Consider the following 17991-nt stretch of genomic DNA (forward strand, 5'->3'; position numbering starts at 1 on the left):
AACGGGGAAGGGCCTACATCGGTTGCGGTGGGCCGATCAGCCGCCCCATGACCCCGAACAGGCCCAGGGCCTTGAGGGTGTCCAGTTCACCCTGGGTTTCGACCTGTTCGGCGATCAGCGGCAGGTCGATGCTGTGGGTGGCGCGAAATACCGCCTCGATGAACAGCTGTTTGTCGCTTTGCCGGTCGATGTCGCGGATGTAGCTGCCATCGACTTTCAGGTAGGCCAGGCCGAGGTGGGCGAGATTGCCGATCTGGCTGAAGTTGCCGCCGAAATGTTGCAGGCCGATCCGGTAGCCGCTGTCCCGCAGGCGCTGGCTCAATTGCTGCAACTCGCTGGCCGAGGGCAGTTGGCGTTCGTCGATCTCCAGTGTCAGTAACTTGGCCAGGTCGGGCAGGGCCTTGAGCTGGTCGAGGATCCGCTGCAAGGCGTCGGGGTCGCGCAGGGTGCTGTCGGACAGGCTCAGGGCCAGCGGCCAGGCATGCTCGACCAGATAATCCAGGGTGTGTTCGAGCATGGCCAGGTCGAAGCGCGCCGACCAGCCGAGACGCTCGATCCAGGGTAGGAAATGCCCGGCGGCGATGGCTTCGCCCTGCGGGTCGAGCAAGCGCGCCAGCACCTTGTGATGCAGCACCTCGCTGGTGTCGGCGCACTGCACCACCGGCTGGAAATACAACTTCAACTTGCCGTTGCTCAGGGCGTCGTCGATCCAGGCGCGCCAGTCATGCTGCGGCTGGCTGGGGCCGGCGGCGAAGTCCTGCAGCAGCGCCCAGGGACGTTCGGGGTGCTGCTGGGCCTGCGCCAGCGCCTGGTCCAGACGCAGCCATACGCCGCTCAGCGGGTCGCCCGGCCGGTAGGCGACGATGCCCAGGTGCGCCACCGGCGTGCAGTCGCTGGCCCCGGTCAGGCGCAGGTTCTCCAGGGTGGCGCTGATTTCCATGGCCAGGCGCTCGGCGCCGCGGCTGTCCAGGCCCGGCGTGAGCAGGCTGAATTCGCCGCCGCGATTGCGCGCCGCCAGCCAGTGGCGCCGGTCGGCCTGGGTGCCGATGCGCTTGAGCAGGTCGCCGATGCTTTTGATCAGGGCGTCGGTGCGCTGGCCGCCCAGGCGCTGGTTCAGGCCACTGAGGTCGTTGACCCGCAGCATCAGCAGGTAACCATCGCCACTCTGCTCGTTGAGCAGCAACTGATCGCCGAGCTGTTCGTCCAGCAGGCGCCGGTTGGCCAGGCCGGTCAGGCTGTCCTGATAGGACTCGGCCCGCAGCTTCTCGCTGCGCGCAGCCTCCTCGGTGAACAGGGCCTTGAGTTTTTCCACCATCTGGTTCATGGCCAGGACCACCCGCTTGAGTTCGGGGGTGCGTGGCGCCGTCGGCAGGCTGATGAACTCACGATGGCTGATGGCTTCGGCCTGCCTGACCATGGCATCCAGCGGTCGCAACTGGCGCCGCAGCAGCCAGCCGCCGAACACCGCGCTGAGCAGCCCGCAGACCAGCAGCCAGAGCAGGCCGCCGAGGCTGCTGTCCCAGAGCCTGGCCAGGGCGAACTGCGGGTTGCTCAGCACCTCCACCCGCGCCACCTGTTCCCAGCCGCGCATGACCAGGGCGTCGCCGCCTTGCGGGTGCAGGTTCACCAGCCTGACGAACCACTGGGGGACGCCTTCGATGTTGGCGGGCACCGAACGCTCCAGCAGAAGGCTTTCGTCTTCGATGTTCACCACCCGGATGCTGTTGTAGTAGCCGCTGTCGAAGATCGAGCTGACCATCAGTTCCATCATCGCCGGGTCGTCGATCTGGCTGGTCAGGGACAGGCCCAGGGCGGTGGCCGCATCCTGGGCGTGGGAGCGCAACTGGCTGAGCATCTGCTCGCGGGAGCTTTCCAGGCTGACAAAAAAACTGCCGCTGAAGGCCACCAGCAGGAACAGGCAGATGGCGAGAAACAGTTGCTTGAGTAGCGACATTCGGCACTCCTTGTCGGATCAGCCATTACCCACGGTGAAGCCCTCGTCCTGCATCTTTTTCAGCACGTCCTGCCAGCGCGAGAGTTTTTTCGGATCGATGCTGCGCGTGTCGCCCGCGGCTCCGGGCAGGTACAGCCCCTCGGCATTGAAGGCGTATACCGGGTTCGGGTCCTGGCGCTGGGCGGCGGAACGAATGTCGTTGCTGAGGTTGTCCAGTATCAGCGGTCCGGCGCCGGGGCTGGGGTAATAGGCCAGGACCATGTGCGGCCGGTTGCCGCGCCTGGCCTTGACGTAGGTGAGACGCAGTTTGTCGCTGGAAACCCCCAGGCTGCGCAGGCTGAAATACTTGGCCAGCGCATAGTCCTCGCAATCCCCGGCGCCCTTGAGCAGGGCCTCGATCGGCGTGGCCCAATAGTCGCTCTGCTGCCAAGTGCGCTGGTCCTCCTTGAAGCTCAGTTGTTGGTTGAAGAAGCGGTTGATGGCATTCAGTTGTTCGTCTTCCGGTTGCCCGGTCACGTCCTGCAATAACTGGTTCCAGGCGTCGAGACGCTCCCGGGCCGGGCCCAGGACCTGATGGCGGTGCTCGAAGGTGCTCAGGACAGAAACGAATTCCCAGTTCGCCCGCACATTGCCCGGGTCGGTCCATAAACAGACCAGCAACAGCGACCAGCCGGCCAGCCGAGGCCGGAGCAGTGTCCACTCGGGGCGACGCGAACGTGCGGGCATGGCGGGCTGCTCGAATGCAGGTTTCTGAAGTCTAGGCGGTATTTTTCGCGAGCATGGGCAGCTGGTCGGGTTGCCACGAGCAGAGGAAGGAGGCGCGCAAGGGCCGGGCTCAAGGCCTGTGCAGGGTCTTCTGGCGCAGGATGTAGATTGTCACCAGCACCGCGCTGGTCAGCATGAAGCCGCGGGCCCAGGGCAGGGGCACGAGGTAGCAGGACAGGCCGATGCTCAGCCACATCAGGCCGATGGCGTAGACCTTGCCTTTGAGCGGAATGCCGTGGCCGTCCAGGTAATCGCGGATCCATGGGCCGAGCCGCGGATGGTCCACCAGCCATTGATAGAAGCGCGGCGAACTGCGGGCAAAGCAGGCGGCGGCCAGCAGCAGGAAAGGGGTAGTGGGCAATACAGGGAGGAAGATGCCGGTCACCCCCAGCACTACGCTCAGCCAGCCGATGGCCAGCAGAACGTAACGCAGGATCAGGGGGCGGTTGCCTATGGGCTTGGCCATAGGCAGTGACTCAGTGGTGGCGGGGCTTGAGAATGGCCGGTTTTTCGTCCGGCGCGTTGCACAGCAGGTACAGCGCGGTCAGGGCTTCCGGGATCTGCACGATCATGTCGTCCATCAGATTGGCATCGCTGGCGATGTCGGAGAACTCGGGTTGCTCGTCGAACAGGCCGGAACCGACCATGATCGGCAGGAGCATCTCGCTGACTTCTTCCTCGGCGGTCTCGAACCAGGCCGCTTCGCGCAGGAACACGCCTTCCATGAAGCCGATGCACCAGCCGCGCAGGTCGGAGTCGTCCGGCTCGTCGCCGAGGTCGAGGTCGCACGGCAGCTCGAACTCTTCGTCGGAGGCCAGTTGGCGGGCGATGTGGGCCTTGAGGGCAATCAGGGTGGATTCGATCTCTTCGCGCTGGGCGGCGTCGCTGTAGTGCGGCTCCTCGGCGAACAGGGCGTCGATCCACTCACGGTCGGGAACGCTTTCGGAACAGATGGACAGCGCAGTCAGGTAGCCGTGGGCGGCCACATAGTCCAGCGCCTCGTCATGCAGCTCATCGGCGTCGAGGAAGGCTTGCAGGCGGGTTAATTGCTCAGCGAAGGACATTGAAGGACTACCTTGGGAATAAACGATGCTGAATTCTAGGCCTTCTTGAGCGCTCAGGCCAGCCGCAGCGCATATTTGCGCGCTTCCGGGCTTTGCAGGAAAGTCGGCGAGCGAAGGCCAGGCAAGGCAAAAACAGGCGAGGAACGGCCGGGGTCGCGCCCGACTGTAGGGACCTACATGAGTATTCCGAGCCTGTTTCTGCGTAACGCCGTAGGCGTCTAGCGCGCAGCATGGCCTGCGTAGCGCCGAAGGCGCCCAGCGTGCAGCCACTTTTCATGCAGAGCCTGAAGGTTACCAGCGGTCCATTGTCGGCACCCTTCGCCGGCAAGCGCTCGGGTATACTTGCGCGTTTTGTGATGCCCGGCAGGCGTCGTAACGGTCCAGGAAAAGTCCGCTAACGGATTTGTCAGTGAAAACCGTGGTCTTTTCGGCCAGCCTGCGCACAGGGATTTCAGCGATTTTTGGAGTTTTTCATGCTCGAACAGGCTCAGCGCGTCCTCAAGGACATCTTCGGCTACGACAGTTTCCGTGGCCGCCAAGGTGCGATCATTGAGCGCGTGGCCAGTGGCGGCGACGCTCTGGTACTGATGCCTACCGGCGGCGGCAAGTCGTTGTGCTTCCAGGTTCCGGCCTTGCTGCGCGAGGGCCTGGCGGTGGTGGTCTCGCCGTTGATCGCGCTGATGGACGATCAGGTCGCGACCCTGGAGGAACTCGGGGTCGCCGCGGCGGCGCTGAACTCCACCCTGAGCGCCGAGCAGCAGCGCGACCTGGCCGCGCGCATCCGGCGGGGCGAAGTGAAGATGCTGTACCTGGCGCCGGAGCGCCTGGTGCAACCGCGGATGCTGGCGTTCCTGCAGAACCTCGACATCGCCCTGTTCGCCATCGACGAGGCGCATTGCGTGTCCCAGTGGGGGCATGATTTCCGCCCGGAATACCTGCAATTGGGCCAACTGGCGGAAATGTTTCCCCAGGTGCCGCGCATCGCCCTGACCGCCACCGCGGACAAGCGGACCCGCGAGGAAATCGTCAATCGCCTGCACCTGCAGAATGCCGAGCGTTTCCTCTCCAGTTTCGACCGTCCGAACATCTTCTATCGCATCGTTCCCAAGGAGCAGCCACGCAAGCAGCTGCTGGCGTTCCTCGGTGAGCGGCGCAGCGACGCCGGCATCGTCTACTGCCTGTCGCGCAAGAAGGTCGACGAGGTGGCCGCATTCCTCTGCGAGCAAGGCTTCCCGGCGTTGCCCTATCACGCTGGATTGCCCAGCGAACTGCGTGCCTATCACCAGAAGCGTTTCCTCAACGAGGAAGGGCTGATCATGGTCGCGACCATCGCCTTCGGCATGGGTATCGACAAGCCCAACGTGCGGTTCGTGGCGCACCTGGACCTGCCCAAGTCCCTCGAGGCCTATTACCAGGAAACCGGGCGTGCCGGGCGTGACGGCCTGCCTGCCGATGCCTGGATGGCCTACGGCCTGCAGGACGTGCTGATGCTCAAGCAGATGCTGCAGAACTCCGAGGGCGACGAGCGCCACAAGCGCCTGGAGCAGCACAAGCTCGATGCCATGCTGGCGTTGTGCGAGGAAACCCGCTGCCGGCGCCAGACCCTGCTGGCCTACTTCGACGAAGACATGCCGCAGCCATGCGGCCATTGCGACAACTGCGTCGATGGCGTGCAGACCTGGGATGCCACCGAGCCGGCGCGCCAAGCGCTGTCGGCGATCTATCGTACCGGCCAGCGTTATGGCGTCGGCCACCTGGTGGACGTGCTGCTGGGCAAGGACACGGAAAAGGTCCGCAGCTTCGGCCATCAGCATCTTTCCGTGTTCGGCGTGGGCAAGGCGCGTAGCGAAGGCGAATGGCGCTCGCTGTTCCGCCAACTGGTGGCCCGCGGCCTGGCCGACATCGATCTGGAAGGCTACGGCGGCCTGCGTCTGAGCGACAGCTGCCGGCCGCTGCTCAAGGGCGAGGTGAGCCTGGAGCTGCGCCGCGACATAAAGCCGCAGACCGCCGCCAAGAGCAGCACCAGCCAGGCCAGCCAACTGGTACGTGGCGAAGAGCGCGAACAGTGGGAAGCCTTGCGCGCCCTGCGGCGCAAACTGGCGGAAGAACATGGCGTGCCGCCCTATGTCATTTTCCCCGACTCTACCCTGCTGGAAATGCTCCGCAGCCAGCCCGGCTCCCTGGCGGAAATGGCCCGGGTCAGCGGCGTCGGCGCGCGCAAACTGGAGCGCTACGGCGAGGCGTTCCTCGAAGTGCTGGGCGGCCAGGCCCAGGTGCCGAAAGTGGTGGCCGACATCCGCCACGAGCTGATTACCCTGGCCCGCGCCGGTATGACGCCGCTGCAGATCGCCGGGCAATTGCAGTGCTCGGAAAAGAACGTTTACACAATGCTCGCCGAAGCCGTGGGCAAGCAGCAGCTGTCCCTGGAGCAGGCGCTGGATCTGCCGGAAGACCTGCTCGGCGAGATCCAGGACGCCTTTCTCGACGGCGAAGGCGAGCTGCCTTCGGTGAGCGAAGTGGCCGAGCTGTTTGCCGGTCGCGTGCCGGAAGGTGTGCTGTATTGCGTGCGTGCGGCGCTGGAATCGGAATTCGAGATGTGAGTCGTCTGGCGGCAAGATGTAACGATTCAGTTCATGGCAAACCTTGCCACTCGGCAACTGTCATGCTTAGCTGACTAATAATTAGTTTTTCTTAATTTTCAGTCTACTAACTCATGAGTTGTCTATGCCGTTAACCGATCAACACCGTTTTGGCATGCAGTTGGCGCAGATGTCCCGAGGCTGGCGCGCCGAACTGGATCGCCGTCTGGCCGGACTTGGCCTGTCCCAGGCCCGCTGGCTGGTGCTGCTGCACCTCGCCCGTTTCGATGAAGCTCCGACCCAGCGTGAACTTGCCCAGAGTGTCGGCGTCGAAGGACCGACCCTGGCGCGGCTGCTCGACAGCCTGGAAACCCAGGGCCTGGTGCAACGGCAGTCGGTGGTCGAGGATCGCCGGGCGAAGAAGATCGTTCTGTGCGCCCCGGCGCTGCCCTTGATCGAGCAGATCGAAACCATCGCCACCGCCTTGCGCAGTGAATTGTTCGTCGGTGTCGATGAAGAGGATATGCGGGTATGCATGCGGGTTCACGCGCATATTCTGGCCAATCTGGAAAAGTCTTGAGGCATAACTAGCGCCGCGGATTTTTGAGCTACCGACACCGGCGGACTATAAGAAATACCAGGTCCACAGCGGCATGCGCAGCCAGCGTATCGCCGCTGTGGTCGCTTTCGGTCCTCAAAAAAGGTTGCTCATGTTCCAGAGTCTGCTGGCCGCTCTGCGCGGCTCCGTCGGGTCATCTTGCCTGGGAAATCGTCCCTGGCTCCTTCTGCTGTTGCTGGCGACCCTGTATTCGTCCCTGGCCTCGGCGGTAGGCCTGGGCGAAATCACCGTGCATTCGGCGCTGAACCAGCCGCTGGAGGCGGAGATCGCCCTGGTGCAGGCGCAAGGCCTGGAGGAGGGCGAGTTGGCGGTCAGCCTGGCGACGGCCGGCGAGTTCAAGCAGGCCGGTGTCGAGCGCTTGCCGTTTCTCGAGGACTTGCGCTTTACCCCGATCCTGCGGGGTGAACGCAGGGTGATCCGGGTGGTGTCGAGCAAGCCGGTGAACGAGCCGTTCCTGGATTTCCTGTTGCAGGTGAACCAGGCCAATGGCCGGCAGTTGCGCGAATACACGCTGCTGATCGATCCCCCGGGCAGCCCCGAGATAGTGCCGGCCCCGGCCAGGGAGGTCGCGAAACCTGAACCGACGATTGCCACCCAGGCTCCCCCAGCGGCGGCCAAGGCGGTTGATCCGGTGGCCGGACAGTTGGCGCAAGCCCTGCAGGCCAACCAGCAATTGCAGGACCAGGCCCGAGCGCTGCAGAACACATTGCAGCAGCGGGACGAACAACTGGCGCGCCAGCAGCAACAGCTGGTGGAGCTGCAACGTCAGTTGGCCGAAGTCCGGAGCAAGCCTGCTGATAATCCTGCCCCGGCTTCCGCACCTGTACCCGCGACGCCCACCGCCGTCAGTCCACCTCCGCCAGCCGAACAGGCGCCAGAGGCCGAAGGCTCGAATCCCTGGCTGATGCTTGCCGCCTTGCTGCTGACGGCCTTGCTGGTGGTGCTGGTCATGCGTCGCCGTCGTCAGTCCGCAGCCGTAGCGGACGCGCGGTTGACCCCCGAGAACCGGCCCACACGAACGCTGGCCACTGCTGTGACGACAGTGGCAGCCCGGGAGTCGTTGAGATCAACGCCCCCGGTTGCTCCGGTACAGCCCGTGGCAGGAGAGCGGCTTGCCGATCGCGAGCCTTCGATCGATGTCGACTGGGACCTGATCGCACCTTCCGAGCCCGCCAGCGTTCCGGCGTCTCCCGCTGCCACACCGGCGCCCTTCAATGCCGACTCGATCGTCTGGCGCCTGGAGGAACCAGACGAGCCGGGCTCCGGCACCAAGGCCGAAGCCGAGTCGGACGCCCAGCCTCAGAACGTCTGGCCCAAGTTGAGGTAGACCGCTTTCTGGTTGTCGTCGTTGATGCCATAACTGAAATTCAGTGGCCCCAGCGGCGTGTCGAAGCCGAGGAAGACGCTGGCAGCGTTGATATAGCCGCTGTCGAACTCGTTGTCGTTGTTCCAGGCCCGCCCTCGCTCCAGGGAGCCGCCGATATACAGCGGGAAGTCCAGGGGCAGGTAGGAGCGGGGTGTCAGCCGCCGGTAGTAGACGCCCCGCATCAGGCTGATGTTCTGGCCCGACAGGGCATCCTGGCGGAAGCCCGATAGCTGGCGGGCGCCGCCGAGCACGAAGCTCGAGGTCACCACTTCGGCCTCATCCAGGGTCCGGCCATATCGACCGCCGAGGATAAAGGTGTTCGGGCCGCTGCTCAGGGCCTTGTCCAGCTTGAACTCCCACTGCCGGTAGCGTTTGTCCGAGCCCAGGCTGGGTTCGAACTGGCGCAGCGACAGGCCGATGTCCTCGCCCGCGTGGGGGAAGTAGACATTGTCCAGGGAGTCGAACGAGTAGCGCAGTTCGTAGTAACCCTCGTTGAAGCTTTCGCTGGGCAGGTCCTGGTCGCCGACGCGCACATCGGCCTTGCCCCAGGCCTCGCCGACGCCGAAGCGGATCTCGCCGCTGTTGCCGATCTGGCGCCCGATATTGAGGCCGAAACCGTAGCGCTCCAGGCGGTATTCGGCGATCGGGTCGTTATCCAGCACGGCTTCGATATTCTGCGATTCGATGCCGATGTAAGGCGCGATGAAGTAGCGCGAGCCGACATCCAATGGCTGATAGAACTCGCTGTAGAGCTCCTGCTGATCGCCGATCTGCACCCGGGTCAGCCATTCGGCGCCGAGGCTGTTGATGCCGTTGACCCGGTAGCTGGCGCCCAGGTTGAAGGCGCTGTCGCCGCGCATGTCGTCGGACAGGTTCAGCCCCAGGCGCAGGTAGTCGGTGCCGCTGCGTTTGCCCCGGGCGTTGATCACCAGGGTGTGGTCATTGCCTTTGTGGACCACGCGGTATTGCACCTGCTCGAAGTAGTCCAGGCCGTACAGCGTGCCCATGTCGGTCTGCAGCCGGCCCAGGTCCAGAGGCTCGCCGATATGCTGGCGGATGTAGTAGCGGATCACGTCGTCGCTGACCTTCGAATCGTTTTCCACCCGGATTGCGGTGATGATCGGGGTGCGCTGGCTGGGCGTGCGCGCGGCGCTGAGTTCGGCATCCATAGGTTCGGCCCGGCGCAGCGGCGCCAGGCGTGCGTCGAGGATGCGGGTGGCGCGGTAGCCGGCGTCGATCATTTCCTGGGCGCGGCCGAAGTCGGTGACCCCGAAACTGGCCAGGGGAGGCTGGATCAGCACGTCGCTCTTGTGCAGGGACGCCAGTTGTTCCTCGGAGTTGCGCCGGGTCATCAAGGTGATCGACTGGTTCAGCACATCGACCACGGTCGCCAGTTGCTGGCGCGAGCGCAGCGGGGTGCCGATGTCGACCACAATGGCGATGTCCACGCCCATATCACGGGCCACATCCAGCGGAATGTTGTCGGTCATGCCACCGTCCACCAGCAGCCGGCCATCCATCTCCACCGGGGCGAACACCGCCGGGATCGACATGCTGGCGCGAATCACCCGGGGCAGGTGGCCCTTGCGAAATACCACTTTCTCGCCACTGGCGATGTCCGTGGCGACCGCGCGGAAGGGGATCGGCAATTTGTCGAAGTCCCGGGTGTCGCTGGCGTGGGCCAGCATGCTTTCCAGCAGCAGCGCCAGGTTCTGGCCCTGGATCACCCCCAGCGGCAGGCCGAGGCTGCCGTCGTCACGGAAGCTGAGTTTCTGTTTCACCAGGAAGTCGCGGTCGTCCTGCTTGCGCCGAAAGGGTATGTCTTCCCGAGGCGGCGCGTCGGACAGCGCCTGTTGCCAGTCGATGCCCAGGGCCAGTTTTTCCAGCTCGTCGATCTTGTAGCCCGAGGCGTACAGCCCGCCGATCACCGCGCCCATGCTGGTACCGGCAATCGCATCGATCTTCACGCCTTGCTCTTCCAGGGCCTTGAGCACGCCGATATGTGCCAGGCCACGGGCCGCGCCACCGGACAACACCAGGCCGATCTTCGGCCGTGGCGCCTCGGCGGCGTGCAGGAACACGGGGAGCAAACACAGGAGCAGGCAGGACAGCAAACGACGCATCATGGATCTCGGGGCGAGCGATAAAGGCGGCTATTATAACGACGCCCTTGAGCCCAGGAGTCGGCAGCACCATGACAGAACGTAAACCGGAAGTGGTCATCACCTATTGCACACAGTGCCAGTGGCTGCTGCGCGCCGCCTGGCTGGCCCAGGAACTGCTGAGCACCTTCAGCGACGACCTGGGCAAGGTGTCCCTGGAACCGGCCACCGGCGGCACGTTCCGCATTACCTGCGACGGCGTACAGATCTGGGAGCGCAAGGCCGATGGCGGTTTCCCCGAAGCCAAGGTGCTCAAGCAGCGGGTGCGCGACCAGATCGACCCGCAGCGCGACCTCGGTCACAACGACCGCACTCAGTGAGACGCTGCTTCTGCTGCTACGGTTTTTTTGCTTGAGCCGGACAGGCTGCTGGAGACCACGATGGCAAGGATGATCAAGACGCCGCCGATCAGCATGCGCAGCGTCGGCGTTTCGTTGAACAGCAGCCAGGCCACGGTAATCCCGTAGACCGGCTCCAGGGCAAACACCACCGCCGCGGTGCGCGCCTTGATCACCGCGAGGCTGGCGACGAACAGGCTGTGGGCCAGGCCGGTGCAGAAGATGCCGAGCAGGCTGATCCATAACCAGTCGATGGTGCGCACCTCGCTCAGGCCCGGCGCCGCCACCGGCAGCAGGCACAAGGCAACCACCACGTTCTGGCACAGCGCTGCCTGCACCGCCGGGATGCGCGCCGAGCTGGCGCGGTTGTTCAGCGACAGCAAGGCGAACAGCAGGCCCGACCCCACGGCCCAGAGCAGCCCGCTGGTGGCTTGGCTGGCGAGGTCGAAATCCGGCGTGACCAGCACCAGGCCGACGCTGACCAGTGCCACCAAAACGATTTCGTTGAGGCGGATGCGCTCGCGGAAAATCAGCCCTTCGAGGATCACAGTGAAGGCCGGGAAGCTGGCGAAACCCAGGGTGGCGATGGCCACGCCTGCGACTTTCACCGCGATGAAGAAACTCACCCAGTGCCCGGCCAGCAGCAGGCCGCTGAGCAGCAGGCGCCACCAGTCCGTAGCCTGTAGCCGTTGCCAGCGGATGCTGCTGGCGCAGCGGGCGAAGAACGCCAGGGCGAGCACCGCGAACGCCGCGCGCCCGAAGACGATGATGGCCGGCGAAGCGGCGGCGAGTTTGCCGAATACACCGGTGAGGCCGAACATCAATGCGCCGATATGCAGGGCGCCAAGGGCAGTACGCGGAGTCATTTCAATCCTTCAAGACGGTTGAGCGGAGCGGTGCCAGTCTAAAAGCCTGGCGGGATCCGGTCTGTCGCGATCCTCGCGTTTTTTGTCGACAGCCTAGCGGTGGCCTGTGGTGCGTCGCAGCTTGCCGGGGGAGACGCCGAACTCGCGCAGCACCGCCGCGGCGAAAGCACTCTGGGAGCTGTAGCCGACGCGACTGGCGATTTCACCGATGGGCAGTGCCGAGTCGCGCAACAGGCCGGCGGCCATGTGCAGGCGCCGGCTACGGATGTAGTCCATCGGCGTCTGCCCGCATTCGGCGACAAACCGTGCATGCAGGCGAGCGCTGGACAGCCCGGCGATCCGCGCCAGGTCGGCCACCTGTAGCGGATGGGCGGCGTGTTGGTCGATATGGGCATTCAGGGCGGCATAGGGCAGGCGTCGGCCGCCGACGCTGGCGGGGCTGGCCTGGTTGAGGCTGGCCAGCAACAGCACGGCGCCTTGCTGGGCAATCAGCGGGTCGTTGACCGGGCTGCCGGCCAGCCAGTTGACCAGTTGGCTCTGCGCCGTATCCAGGGGCAGGCGCCCGGCGTTGTCGAGCAGGCGGCGACTGGCATCGGCGTGATCGCCCAGCGACTGCACCAGCCAATGTTCATCGGGCACATCGAGCACCAGGCAGCGGCTGCCGTTGGAGCTGCCGCAGGCATGGTGGGCGCCGGAGGGCACCACCACGAAACTCTGCTGGACCACCTGGCTGCCCTGGCCGTCGACCTCGAAATCGAGCTGGCCCGACAGGCCGAACACCAGTTGCGCGTGTTCGTGGCTGTGGACGATCAGGTCGTGGCTGTATTGGCGTAGCGTGAGGATCGGTCTCATCGCAGTCTCCTTGGCAGAACGGCAGTCTACACCGGCGGCCTGGGGTCAAGCGCTGTCATCGGACTGCCGTATTTCTGTCACAGGCGATTAATCGCCCGGGTGCAAGCTCGCAAAAAATGCAGGAGTGTGCCCATGACCAGTGCCGAACTCGCCAGACCTAGCCGTAAACAACGCGTGCGCACCTTGTGGATTTCCGATGTGCATCTGGGTACCCGGGACTGCCAGGCGGAGCATCTGTCGCAGTTTCTCAAGGGTTATCACGCCGACCGGATCTACCTGGTCGGCGACATCATCGACGGTTGGAAACTGCGCGGCGGCATGTACTGGCCCCAGGCACACACCAATGTGATCCGCCGCCTGCTGACCATGAGCAAGCGCGGCACCGAGGTGATCTATGTCACCGGCAACCACGACGAATTCCTGCGCCGCTATTCGAAGCTGATCCTGGGCAATATCCAGTTGGTGGACGAGGCGGTGCATGTCACCGCCGATGGCCGCCACCTGCTGGTGATCCACGGCGACCAGTTCGATGTCATCACCCGCTACCACCGCTGGCTGGCCTTTCTCGGCGACTCGGCCTACGAATTCACCCTGACCCTCAACCGCTGGCTGAATCATTGGCGGGCGCGCTACGGCTACGGTTACTGGTCGTTGTCGGCCTACCTCAAGCACAAGGTCAAGACCGCGGTCAGCTTTATCAGCGACTTCGAGGAAGCCATCGCTCACGAATGCGTGAAGCGTGAGCTGCACGGCGTGGTGTGCGGGCACATTCACCATGCCGAGATCCGCAAGGTCGGCGAAGTGGACTACCTCAATTGCGGGGATTGGGTCGAGTCGTGCACCGCCCTGATCGAGCATTGGGACGGCACCATCGAGCTGTATCGCCTGGCCGATGCCCAGGCGCGGGAGGCGCAGCGCAAGGCCGAACTGGCCAAGGTCGCGGAGCTGGCTTGAGGGTTCGGTCGCCTGATCTGAGGTTATCGCGGGCAAGCCTCGCTCCTACTCTAACCGTAGGAGCGAGGCTTGCCCGCGATGGCCTGCGCAGCAGGCCTCAGGCCGGCGCGTGTTCCTGCATGGCCGCCTTGTAGATCGAGTTTTTCGGCTGGGCGAACAGGCGTTCGAGCATGGGTTCGAAAAAGCTCAGGGGCAGGCTGTCGTACTCTGGATCGAATGCCGCGGCGTCGTACTTGGCACAGAATTCAGCGGTCCGCAGATACAGCGGATGGTCCTTGAATTGCTCGCGCAGGTGCCGGTCCATGCCCAGGTGATGGAAGAAGTAGTAGCCCTGGAAAATCCCGTGCTTCTCCACCATCCACAGGTTCTCGGGGCTGACGAAGGGCTTGAGGATCGCCGCGGCGATGTCCGGGTGATTGTAGGAACCCAGGGTGTCGCCGATGTCGTGGAGCAGGGCGCAGACCACATATTCCTCATCGCGACCGTCATGCCAGGCCCGGCTGGCGGTTTGCAGCGAGTGGGTCAGGCGGTCCACCGGGAAGCCGCCAAAATCGCCCTCGAGCAACTTCAGGTGCGCCACGATGCGTGCCGGCAACTGCTTGGCGTAGGCGCTGAAATCTGCGGCGATGATCGCCCAGTCTTCCTGGGTGCCATCCTTCATGTGGGTGAAACGGGCATGAGCGTTCATCGGCAATCCTCTTGTTGTTTTTTGCGCAACGACTGGAGTCTATGCCTTGGATCCAATCCTGCACTGGCTGCGCGGGACGGCTTGCTGTCCGGCCAGGCCTAGAACGGCACCTTGCCGGTCAGCATGTCGCGGTACATGACGAAATCGCCCAGAAGGCTGTAGAGCGGATACTGGAAGGTGGCCGGGCGGTTCTTCTCGAAGAAGAAATGACCGACCCAGGCGAAGCTGTAGCCGGCCACCGGCAGCGCCAGCAGCAACAGCCAGGCGCCTTTGCCGATGGCGAAGGCGAGGATGAAGATCACCAGGGTCGTGCCCACGAAGTGCAGGCGGCGGCAGGTGCTGTTGCTGTGTTCGCTCAGGTAATAAGGATAGAACTCGGCGAAGCTGTTGAATTGCTTGATGTTATCCACGACTGCGATCTCTGTGGTTGTTGTTCTGTCAGCGGGACGCTCTGCGGGGAGCTTATTTGAGTCTAGAGTCATCAATGGCTGGGGCCAGTGACAATAGGCGCCACTTTAGTATCCTTGAGAAATCGGCCGTGGCATGCGGCTCATCATGTAAAAGAACCCACCATGAGCGAACGAACGACTTCTGCAAGCTGGGCGATGGGAATTGTCAAAGCTCTGGAGATGGACGGCCTGGATTGCCGTGCATTGTTCAAGCAGATCGGGCTCGACTATGCCGCACTGGACGACCCGGACGCACGCTTCCCCCAGGACTCGATGACCCGTCTCTGGCAACGAGCGGTGGAACAGTCCGGCAACCCGGCGATCGGCCTGAACATGGGCAAGGTGGTGCGACCGGCCTCCTTCAACGTGGCCGGATATGCCCTGATGTCCAGCCGTACCCTGGCCGAGGGGTTCCAGCGCCTGGTGCGCTACCAGCGGATCATCGCGGAAAGCGCTGATCTGAGTTTCCGGCTTTTACCTGAAGGTTATGCGCTGATTCTGACGGTGCACGGCGATCATCTGCCGCCGACCCGGCAAAGTGCCGAAGCCTCGCTGGCCTGTGCGCTGGCGCTGTGTGGCTGGTTGACCGGGCGGACGCTGCAGCCGCGCCAGGTACTGATGCAGGGGGCGGTGCCGGTCGATCTGGAGCCTTACAAGCAGGCGTTTCATGCGCCGCTGGTGTTCAACGCGCCTTACGATGCGTTGATTTTCGAGCGTGCCGATCTGGAAGCGCCATTGCCGACCGCCAATGAGGCCATGGCGCTGCTGCATGACCGCTTCGCCGGTGAATACCTGGCGCGGTTCTCCGAAAGCCGGGTGACGCACAAGGCGCGCCAGGCGCTGTGCCGGTTGTTGCCCCAGGGCGAGCCGAAACGCGAAGCCGTGGCCCAGACCCTGCACCTGTCCCAGCGCACCCTGCAACGGCGGTTGCAGGAGGAGGGCACCAGTTTCCAGACCCTGCTCGACGACACCCGCCGTGAGCTGGCCGAGCAGTACCTGGCGCAGCCGAGCATGACCCTGCTGGAGATTGCCTATCTGTTGGGGTTTGCCGACCCGAGCAACTTTTTCCGCGCTTTCCGCCGCTGGTTCGATGCCACGCCCGGCGAATACCGGGCGCGGCTGCTAGAGTCCTCGGCCTCGATCAGTGACGCCAGAATGCCGGAATACACAACACGAATACGGTGATGATCTCCAGCCGGCCGAGCAGCATGCCCAGGGACAGAATCCACTTGGCGGCGTCCGGCAGGGTGGCGAAGTTGCCGGCTGGGCCGATGGTTTCGCCCAGGCCCGGGCCCACCCCCGACACCGTACTGGCCGCACCGGTCAGGGCGGTCATCCAGTCCACTCCCAGCAGCGACAGCGCCAGGGCGATCACGCAGATGGTAATGGCGAAGAAGAACGAGAAGGTCAGGATCGAACGGACGATTTCCTCGTCGAGGCGGTGACCGTTGTATTTCTGCTTGATTACCGCGCGCGGGTGGATCAGCTGGTTCAAGTTGGCCTTGAGCAGGATGTAGGCGACCTGGAAGCGGAAAATCTTGATCCCGCCGGCGGTCGAGCCGGAACAGCCGCCGACGAAGCCCAGGTAAAAGAACAGCATCAGCGAGAAGTTGCCCCACAGGCTGTAGTCGCCCAGGGCGAAACCGGTGGTGGTGACCACCGAGGTGACGTTCAGCGCGACGTGACGCAGGGCTTCCAGCCAATGCAGCTGGGTGGTCCACCAGTACCAGGTGCCGAGCACCAGCCAGGTCACCAGCAGCATGCCGAGCAAGCCCTGGACCTGCTGGTCCTTGATCAGCGCCCGGCGGTTGCCGCGCAGGGTGGCGACGTACAGGGTGAACGGCAGGCTGCCGAGGATCATGACCACCACCGCCACCCAGTGCACCGCCGGTTGAGGCCAGTGCGCCAGCGAGCTGTCGGAGGTGGAGAAGCCACCGGTGGAAATCGCCGACATCGCGTGGTTGATCGCGTCGAACAGGCTCATCCCGGCCCACCAGAAGGCCAGGCTGCCGAGAATGGTGATGCCGACATAGGCCGCCACGATCAGCCGCGCCACCATGTGCGAACGCGGCATGACCTTTTCCGAGCGGTCCGAGGACTCTGTCTGGAACAGGCGCATGCCACCGATGCGCAGCAGCGGCAGGATCGCCACCGCCATGCCGATGAAGCCGATGCCGCCGAGCCAGTGCAGCAGGGAACGCCACATCAGGATGCCCGGCGACATGTTGTCCAGGCCGCTGAGCACGGTGGCGCCGGTGGCGGTGATGCCGGACATGCTTTCAAAGAACGAGTCGGTGTAGCTGATGTGCTGGGTCAGCAAAAACGGCAGGGCGGCGAAGATGCACACCACCAGCCAGCTGGACACCGTCAGCAGGTACATGTCCCGCGGACGCAGGTGCACATGCTCCGGGCGCCCGGGTATCACCAGGGCCAGGCCGGCGATGAAGGTGATCATGCTGGCCCAGAGGAACGACGGCAGGTCGCCGGTGCGCTCGAACAGCACCAGCGTCGCCATCGGAATGACCATGGCGATGGCCAGGGTGATCAGGAAAATGCCGATGATGAAACCAATGATCCGTAGGGTCGGCAACGCCATGAGGTCCGCTCGGGGCTGATAAGGAGGGCGCCATTCTACCTGCGGTGCGGAGCATGTAAACCGGCACCCGGAAGGCACTTATCGGTAGAATGGCCGGACATTTTTTTCAGGAGGTGGCCGATGGAGGCTCTCGACGCATTGCTCAACCGTGTTTCCGTACCGCGTCTGGTGGACCCGGCGCCGACGGCGGCGCAACGCGAAGCGCTGTTCGCGGCGGCATTGCGCGCCCCGGATCACGGCCAGTTGCGGCCTTGGCGCTTTCTGACGGTGGAAGGCGCGGCCCGTGAACAGTTGGGCGAACTGCTGGTGGAAGCGGTGCAATTGCAGGGTGGCGAAGTGACCCAGGCGGCCCTGGACAAGGCCCGCGCCATGCCACTGCGCGCGCCGTTGGTGGTGGTTGTAGTGGCCCGCTTGCAGGAGCACGTCAAGGTGCCGAAATCGGAGCAGCGGCTGGCGGCCGGCTGTGCTGCCCACGGCATCCTGCTGGCGGCCTACGCCCAGGGGATCGGTGCGGTGTGGCGTACCGGCGAGCTGTCCTATTCGCCCCATGTGGCCAAGGGGCTCGGCCTGGGCGACGGTGAAGAAATCATCGCCTTCCTGTACCTGGGCACGCCGCTGAACGAGCCACGGGTCGCGCCCAAGGTGGATACGGCGGAGTTCGTCAGTGGCTGGTCGGGCAAGGCCTGATCGTAGAGTTGTGGTGTCGCGGATAGCTAATCGCGGGCAAGCCTCGCTCCTA

The 17991-nt window shown here is 64.2% G+C and carries 17 protein-coding genes; 7 read left to right on the plus strand and 10 right to left on the minus strand.

Features of this window, described 5'->3' with window-relative positions:
- Positions 1–13: 13 nt before the first annotated feature.
- From lapD to DK261_RS27805, 4 genes are all read right to left on the minus strand, one after another.
- Entirely contained in the window at positions 14–1954 is a 1941-nt protein-coding gene (gene lapD, locus DK261_RS27790; RefSeq protein ID WP_110177049.1) for a cyclic di-GMP receptor LapD, read from the minus strand.
- 18 nt (positions 1955–1972) lie between these two features.
- Positions 1973–2680 carry a transglutaminase-like cysteine peptidase gene (locus DK261_RS27795; RefSeq protein ID WP_009047642.1) on the minus strand — a complete coding sequence of 236 codons (708 nt, stop codon included), beginning with the start codon at positions 2678–2680 and terminating at the stop codon, positions 1973–1975.
- 109 nt (positions 2681–2789) lie between these two features.
- Positions 2790–3185 (minus strand): YbaN family protein, encoded by a 396-nt coding sequence (locus DK261_RS27800; RefSeq protein ID WP_016702286.1) that lies wholly within the window; start codon positions 3183–3185, stop codon positions 2790–2792.
- A 10-nt stretch (positions 3186–3195) separates the two neighbouring features.
- Positions 3196–3783, minus strand: a complete 588-nt coding sequence (locus tag DK261_RS27805; RefSeq protein WP_007929756.1) for a YecA family protein — start codon at positions 3781–3783, stop codon at positions 3196–3198.
- A 473-nt stretch (positions 3784–4256) separates the two neighbouring features.
- On the opposite strand from DK261_RS27805, the gene recQ reads away from it, so the two are divergent.
- From recQ to DK261_RS27820, 3 genes are all read left to right on the plus strand, one after another.
- Complete coding sequence (gene recQ, locus DK261_RS27810) at positions 4257–6383, plus strand: DNA helicase RecQ (protein WP_103331161.1); 2127 nt, start codon at positions 4257–4259, stop codon at positions 6381–6383.
- A 124-nt stretch (positions 6384–6507) separates the two neighbouring features.
- Entirely contained in the window at positions 6508–6942 is a 435-nt protein-coding gene (locus DK261_RS27815; RefSeq protein WP_007929752.1) for a MarR family transcriptional regulator, read from the plus strand.
- 130 nt (positions 6943–7072) lie between these two features.
- On the plus strand, positions 7073–8308 hold the full coding sequence (locus tag DK261_RS27820) for a peptidoglycan-binding protein LysM (RefSeq protein ID WP_110177051.1): 1236 nt from the start codon (positions 7073–7075) through the stop codon (positions 8306–8308).
- Here DK261_RS27820 and DK261_RS27825 read toward each other — a convergent pair.
- Positions 8281–10470, minus strand: coding sequence for a patatin-like phospholipase family protein (locus tag DK261_RS27825; protein ID WP_009047646.1), 2190 nt, complete (start codon positions 10468–10470; stop codon positions 8281–8283). The genes DK261_RS27820 and DK261_RS27825 overlap by 28 nt on opposite strands.
- Positions 10471–10541: 71 nt before the next feature.
- Here DK261_RS27825 and DK261_RS27830 point away from each other — a divergent pair, with 71 nt between their 5' ends.
- Complete coding sequence (locus tag DK261_RS27830; protein WP_009047647.1) at positions 10542–10829, plus strand: SelT/SelW/SelH family protein; 288 nt, start codon at positions 10542–10544, stop codon at positions 10827–10829.
- On the opposite strand, the gene DK261_RS27835 is transcribed toward DK261_RS27830, so the two are convergent.
- Positions 10823–11713, minus strand: coding sequence for a DMT family transporter (locus DK261_RS27835; RefSeq protein WP_110177053.1), 891 nt, complete (start codon positions 11711–11713; stop codon positions 10823–10825). The genes DK261_RS27830 and DK261_RS27835 overlap by 7 nt on opposite strands.
- 93 nt (positions 11714–11806) lie before the next feature.
- Positions 11807–12565, minus strand: coding sequence for an AraC family transcriptional regulator (locus DK261_RS27840; RefSeq protein ID WP_110177055.1), 759 nt, complete (start codon positions 12563–12565; stop codon positions 11807–11809).
- Positions 12566–12697: 132 nt separating this feature from the next.
- Here DK261_RS27840 and DK261_RS27845 point away from each other — a divergent pair, with 132 nt between their 5' ends.
- Positions 12698–13519: a UDP-2,3-diacylglucosamine diphosphatase gene (locus tag DK261_RS27845; RefSeq protein ID WP_009042684.1), complete on the plus strand. Its 822-nt coding sequence runs from the start codon at positions 12698–12700 to the stop codon at positions 13517–13519.
- A 97-nt stretch (positions 13520–13616) separates the two neighbouring features.
- Here the strand turns inward: DK261_RS27845 and DK261_RS27850 are convergent, their stop codons facing one another.
- Both DK261_RS27850 and DK261_RS27855 read right to left on the minus strand, forming a co-directional pair.
- Positions 13617–14207, minus strand: a complete 591-nt coding sequence (locus DK261_RS27850) for an HD domain-containing protein (protein ID WP_028681954.1) — start codon at positions 14205–14207, stop codon at positions 13617–13619.
- 98 nt (positions 14208–14305) lie between these two features.
- Positions 14306–14617 carry a DUF962 domain-containing protein gene (locus DK261_RS27855; RefSeq protein WP_016702281.1) on the minus strand — a complete coding sequence of 104 codons (312 nt, stop codon included), beginning with the start codon at positions 14615–14617 and terminating at the stop codon, positions 14306–14308.
- A gap of 162 nt (positions 14618–14779) precedes the next feature.
- On the opposite strand from DK261_RS27855, the gene DK261_RS27860 reads away from it, so the two are divergent.
- Positions 14780–15841: an AraC family transcriptional regulator gene (locus DK261_RS27860; protein WP_110177057.1), complete on the plus strand. Its 1062-nt coding sequence runs from the start codon at positions 14780–14782 to the stop codon at positions 15839–15841.
- On the opposite strand, the gene DK261_RS27865 is transcribed toward DK261_RS27860, so the two are convergent.
- Positions 15798–17252 (minus strand): TrkH family potassium uptake protein, encoded by a 1455-nt coding sequence (locus DK261_RS27865; RefSeq protein WP_110177058.1) that lies wholly within the window; start codon positions 17250–17252, stop codon positions 15798–15800. The two genes, DK261_RS27860 and DK261_RS27865, sit on opposite strands and share 44 nt — an antisense overlap.
- Before the next feature lie 120 nt (positions 17253–17372).
- Between DK261_RS27865 and DK261_RS27870 the strand changes: the two genes are divergently transcribed.
- Complete coding sequence (locus tag DK261_RS27870; protein ID WP_028681952.1) at positions 17373–17939, plus strand: nitroreductase family protein; 567 nt, start codon at positions 17373–17375, stop codon at positions 17937–17939.
- The last annotated feature ends 52 nt before the right edge of the window (positions 17940–17991 follow it).

Source organism: Pseudomonas sp. RW409 (genome assembly GCF_003184125.1).
GTDB classification, from domain to species: Bacteria; Pseudomonadota; Gammaproteobacteria; order Pseudomonadales; family Pseudomonadaceae; genus Aquipseudomonas; species Aquipseudomonas chlororaphis_I.

Bases quoted from the DNA above. Each gene is read 5' to 3' on its own strand.
- lapD (WP_110177049.1), bottom strand. From the start codon at position 1,954: ATGTCGCTACTCAAGCAACTGTTTCTCGCCATCTGCCTGTTCCTGCTG.
- DK261_RS27795 (WP_009047642.1), bottom strand. From the start codon at position 2,680: ATGCCCGCACGTTCGCGTCGCCCCGAGTGGACACTGCTCCGGCCTCGG.
- DK261_RS27800 (WP_016702286.1), bottom strand. From the start codon at position 3,185: ATGGCCAAGCCCATAGGCAACCGCCCCCTGATCCTGCGTTACGTTCTG.
- DK261_RS27805 (WP_007929756.1), bottom strand. From the start codon at position 3,783: ATGTCCTTCGCTGAGCAATTAACCCGCCTGCAAGCCTTCCTCGACGCC.
- recQ (WP_103331161.1), top strand. From the start codon at position 4,257: ATGCTCGAACAGGCTCAGCGCGTCCTCAAGGACATCTTCGGCTACGAC.
- DK261_RS27815 (WP_007929752.1), top strand. From the start codon at position 6,508: ATGCCGTTAACCGATCAACACCGTTTTGGCATGCAGTTGGCGCAGATG.
- DK261_RS27820 (WP_110177051.1), top strand. From the start codon at position 7,073: ATGTTCCAGAGTCTGCTGGCCGCTCTGCGCGGCTCCGTCGGGTCATCT.
- DK261_RS27825 (WP_009047646.1), bottom strand. From the start codon at position 10,470: ATGCGTCGTTTGCTGTCCTGCCTGCTCCTGTGTTTGCTCCCCGTGTTC.
- DK261_RS27830 (WP_009047647.1), top strand. From the start codon at position 10,542: ATGACAGAACGTAAACCGGAAGTGGTCATCACCTATTGCACACAGTGC.
- DK261_RS27835 (WP_110177053.1), bottom strand. From the start codon at position 11,713: ATGACTCCGCGTACTGCCCTTGGCGCCCTGCATATCGGCGCATTGATG.
- DK261_RS27840 (WP_110177055.1), bottom strand. From the start codon at position 12,565: ATGAGACCGATCCTCACGCTACGCCAATACAGCCACGACCTGATCGTC.
- DK261_RS27845 (WP_009042684.1), top strand. From the start codon at position 12,698: ATGACCAGTGCCGAACTCGCCAGACCTAGCCGTAAACAACGCGTGCGC.
- DK261_RS27850 (WP_028681954.1), bottom strand. From the start codon at position 14,207: ATGAACGCTCATGCCCGTTTCACCCACATGAAGGATGGCACCCAGGAA.
- DK261_RS27860 (WP_110177057.1), top strand. From the start codon at position 14,780: ATGAGCGAACGAACGACTTCTGCAAGCTGGGCGATGGGAATTGTCAAA.
- DK261_RS27865 (WP_110177058.1), bottom strand. From the start codon at position 17,252: ATGGCGTTGCCGACCCTACGGATCATTGGTTTCATCATCGGCATTTTC.
- DK261_RS27870 (WP_028681952.1), top strand. From the start codon at position 17,373: ATGGAGGCTCTCGACGCATTGCTCAACCGTGTTTCCGTACCGCGTCTG.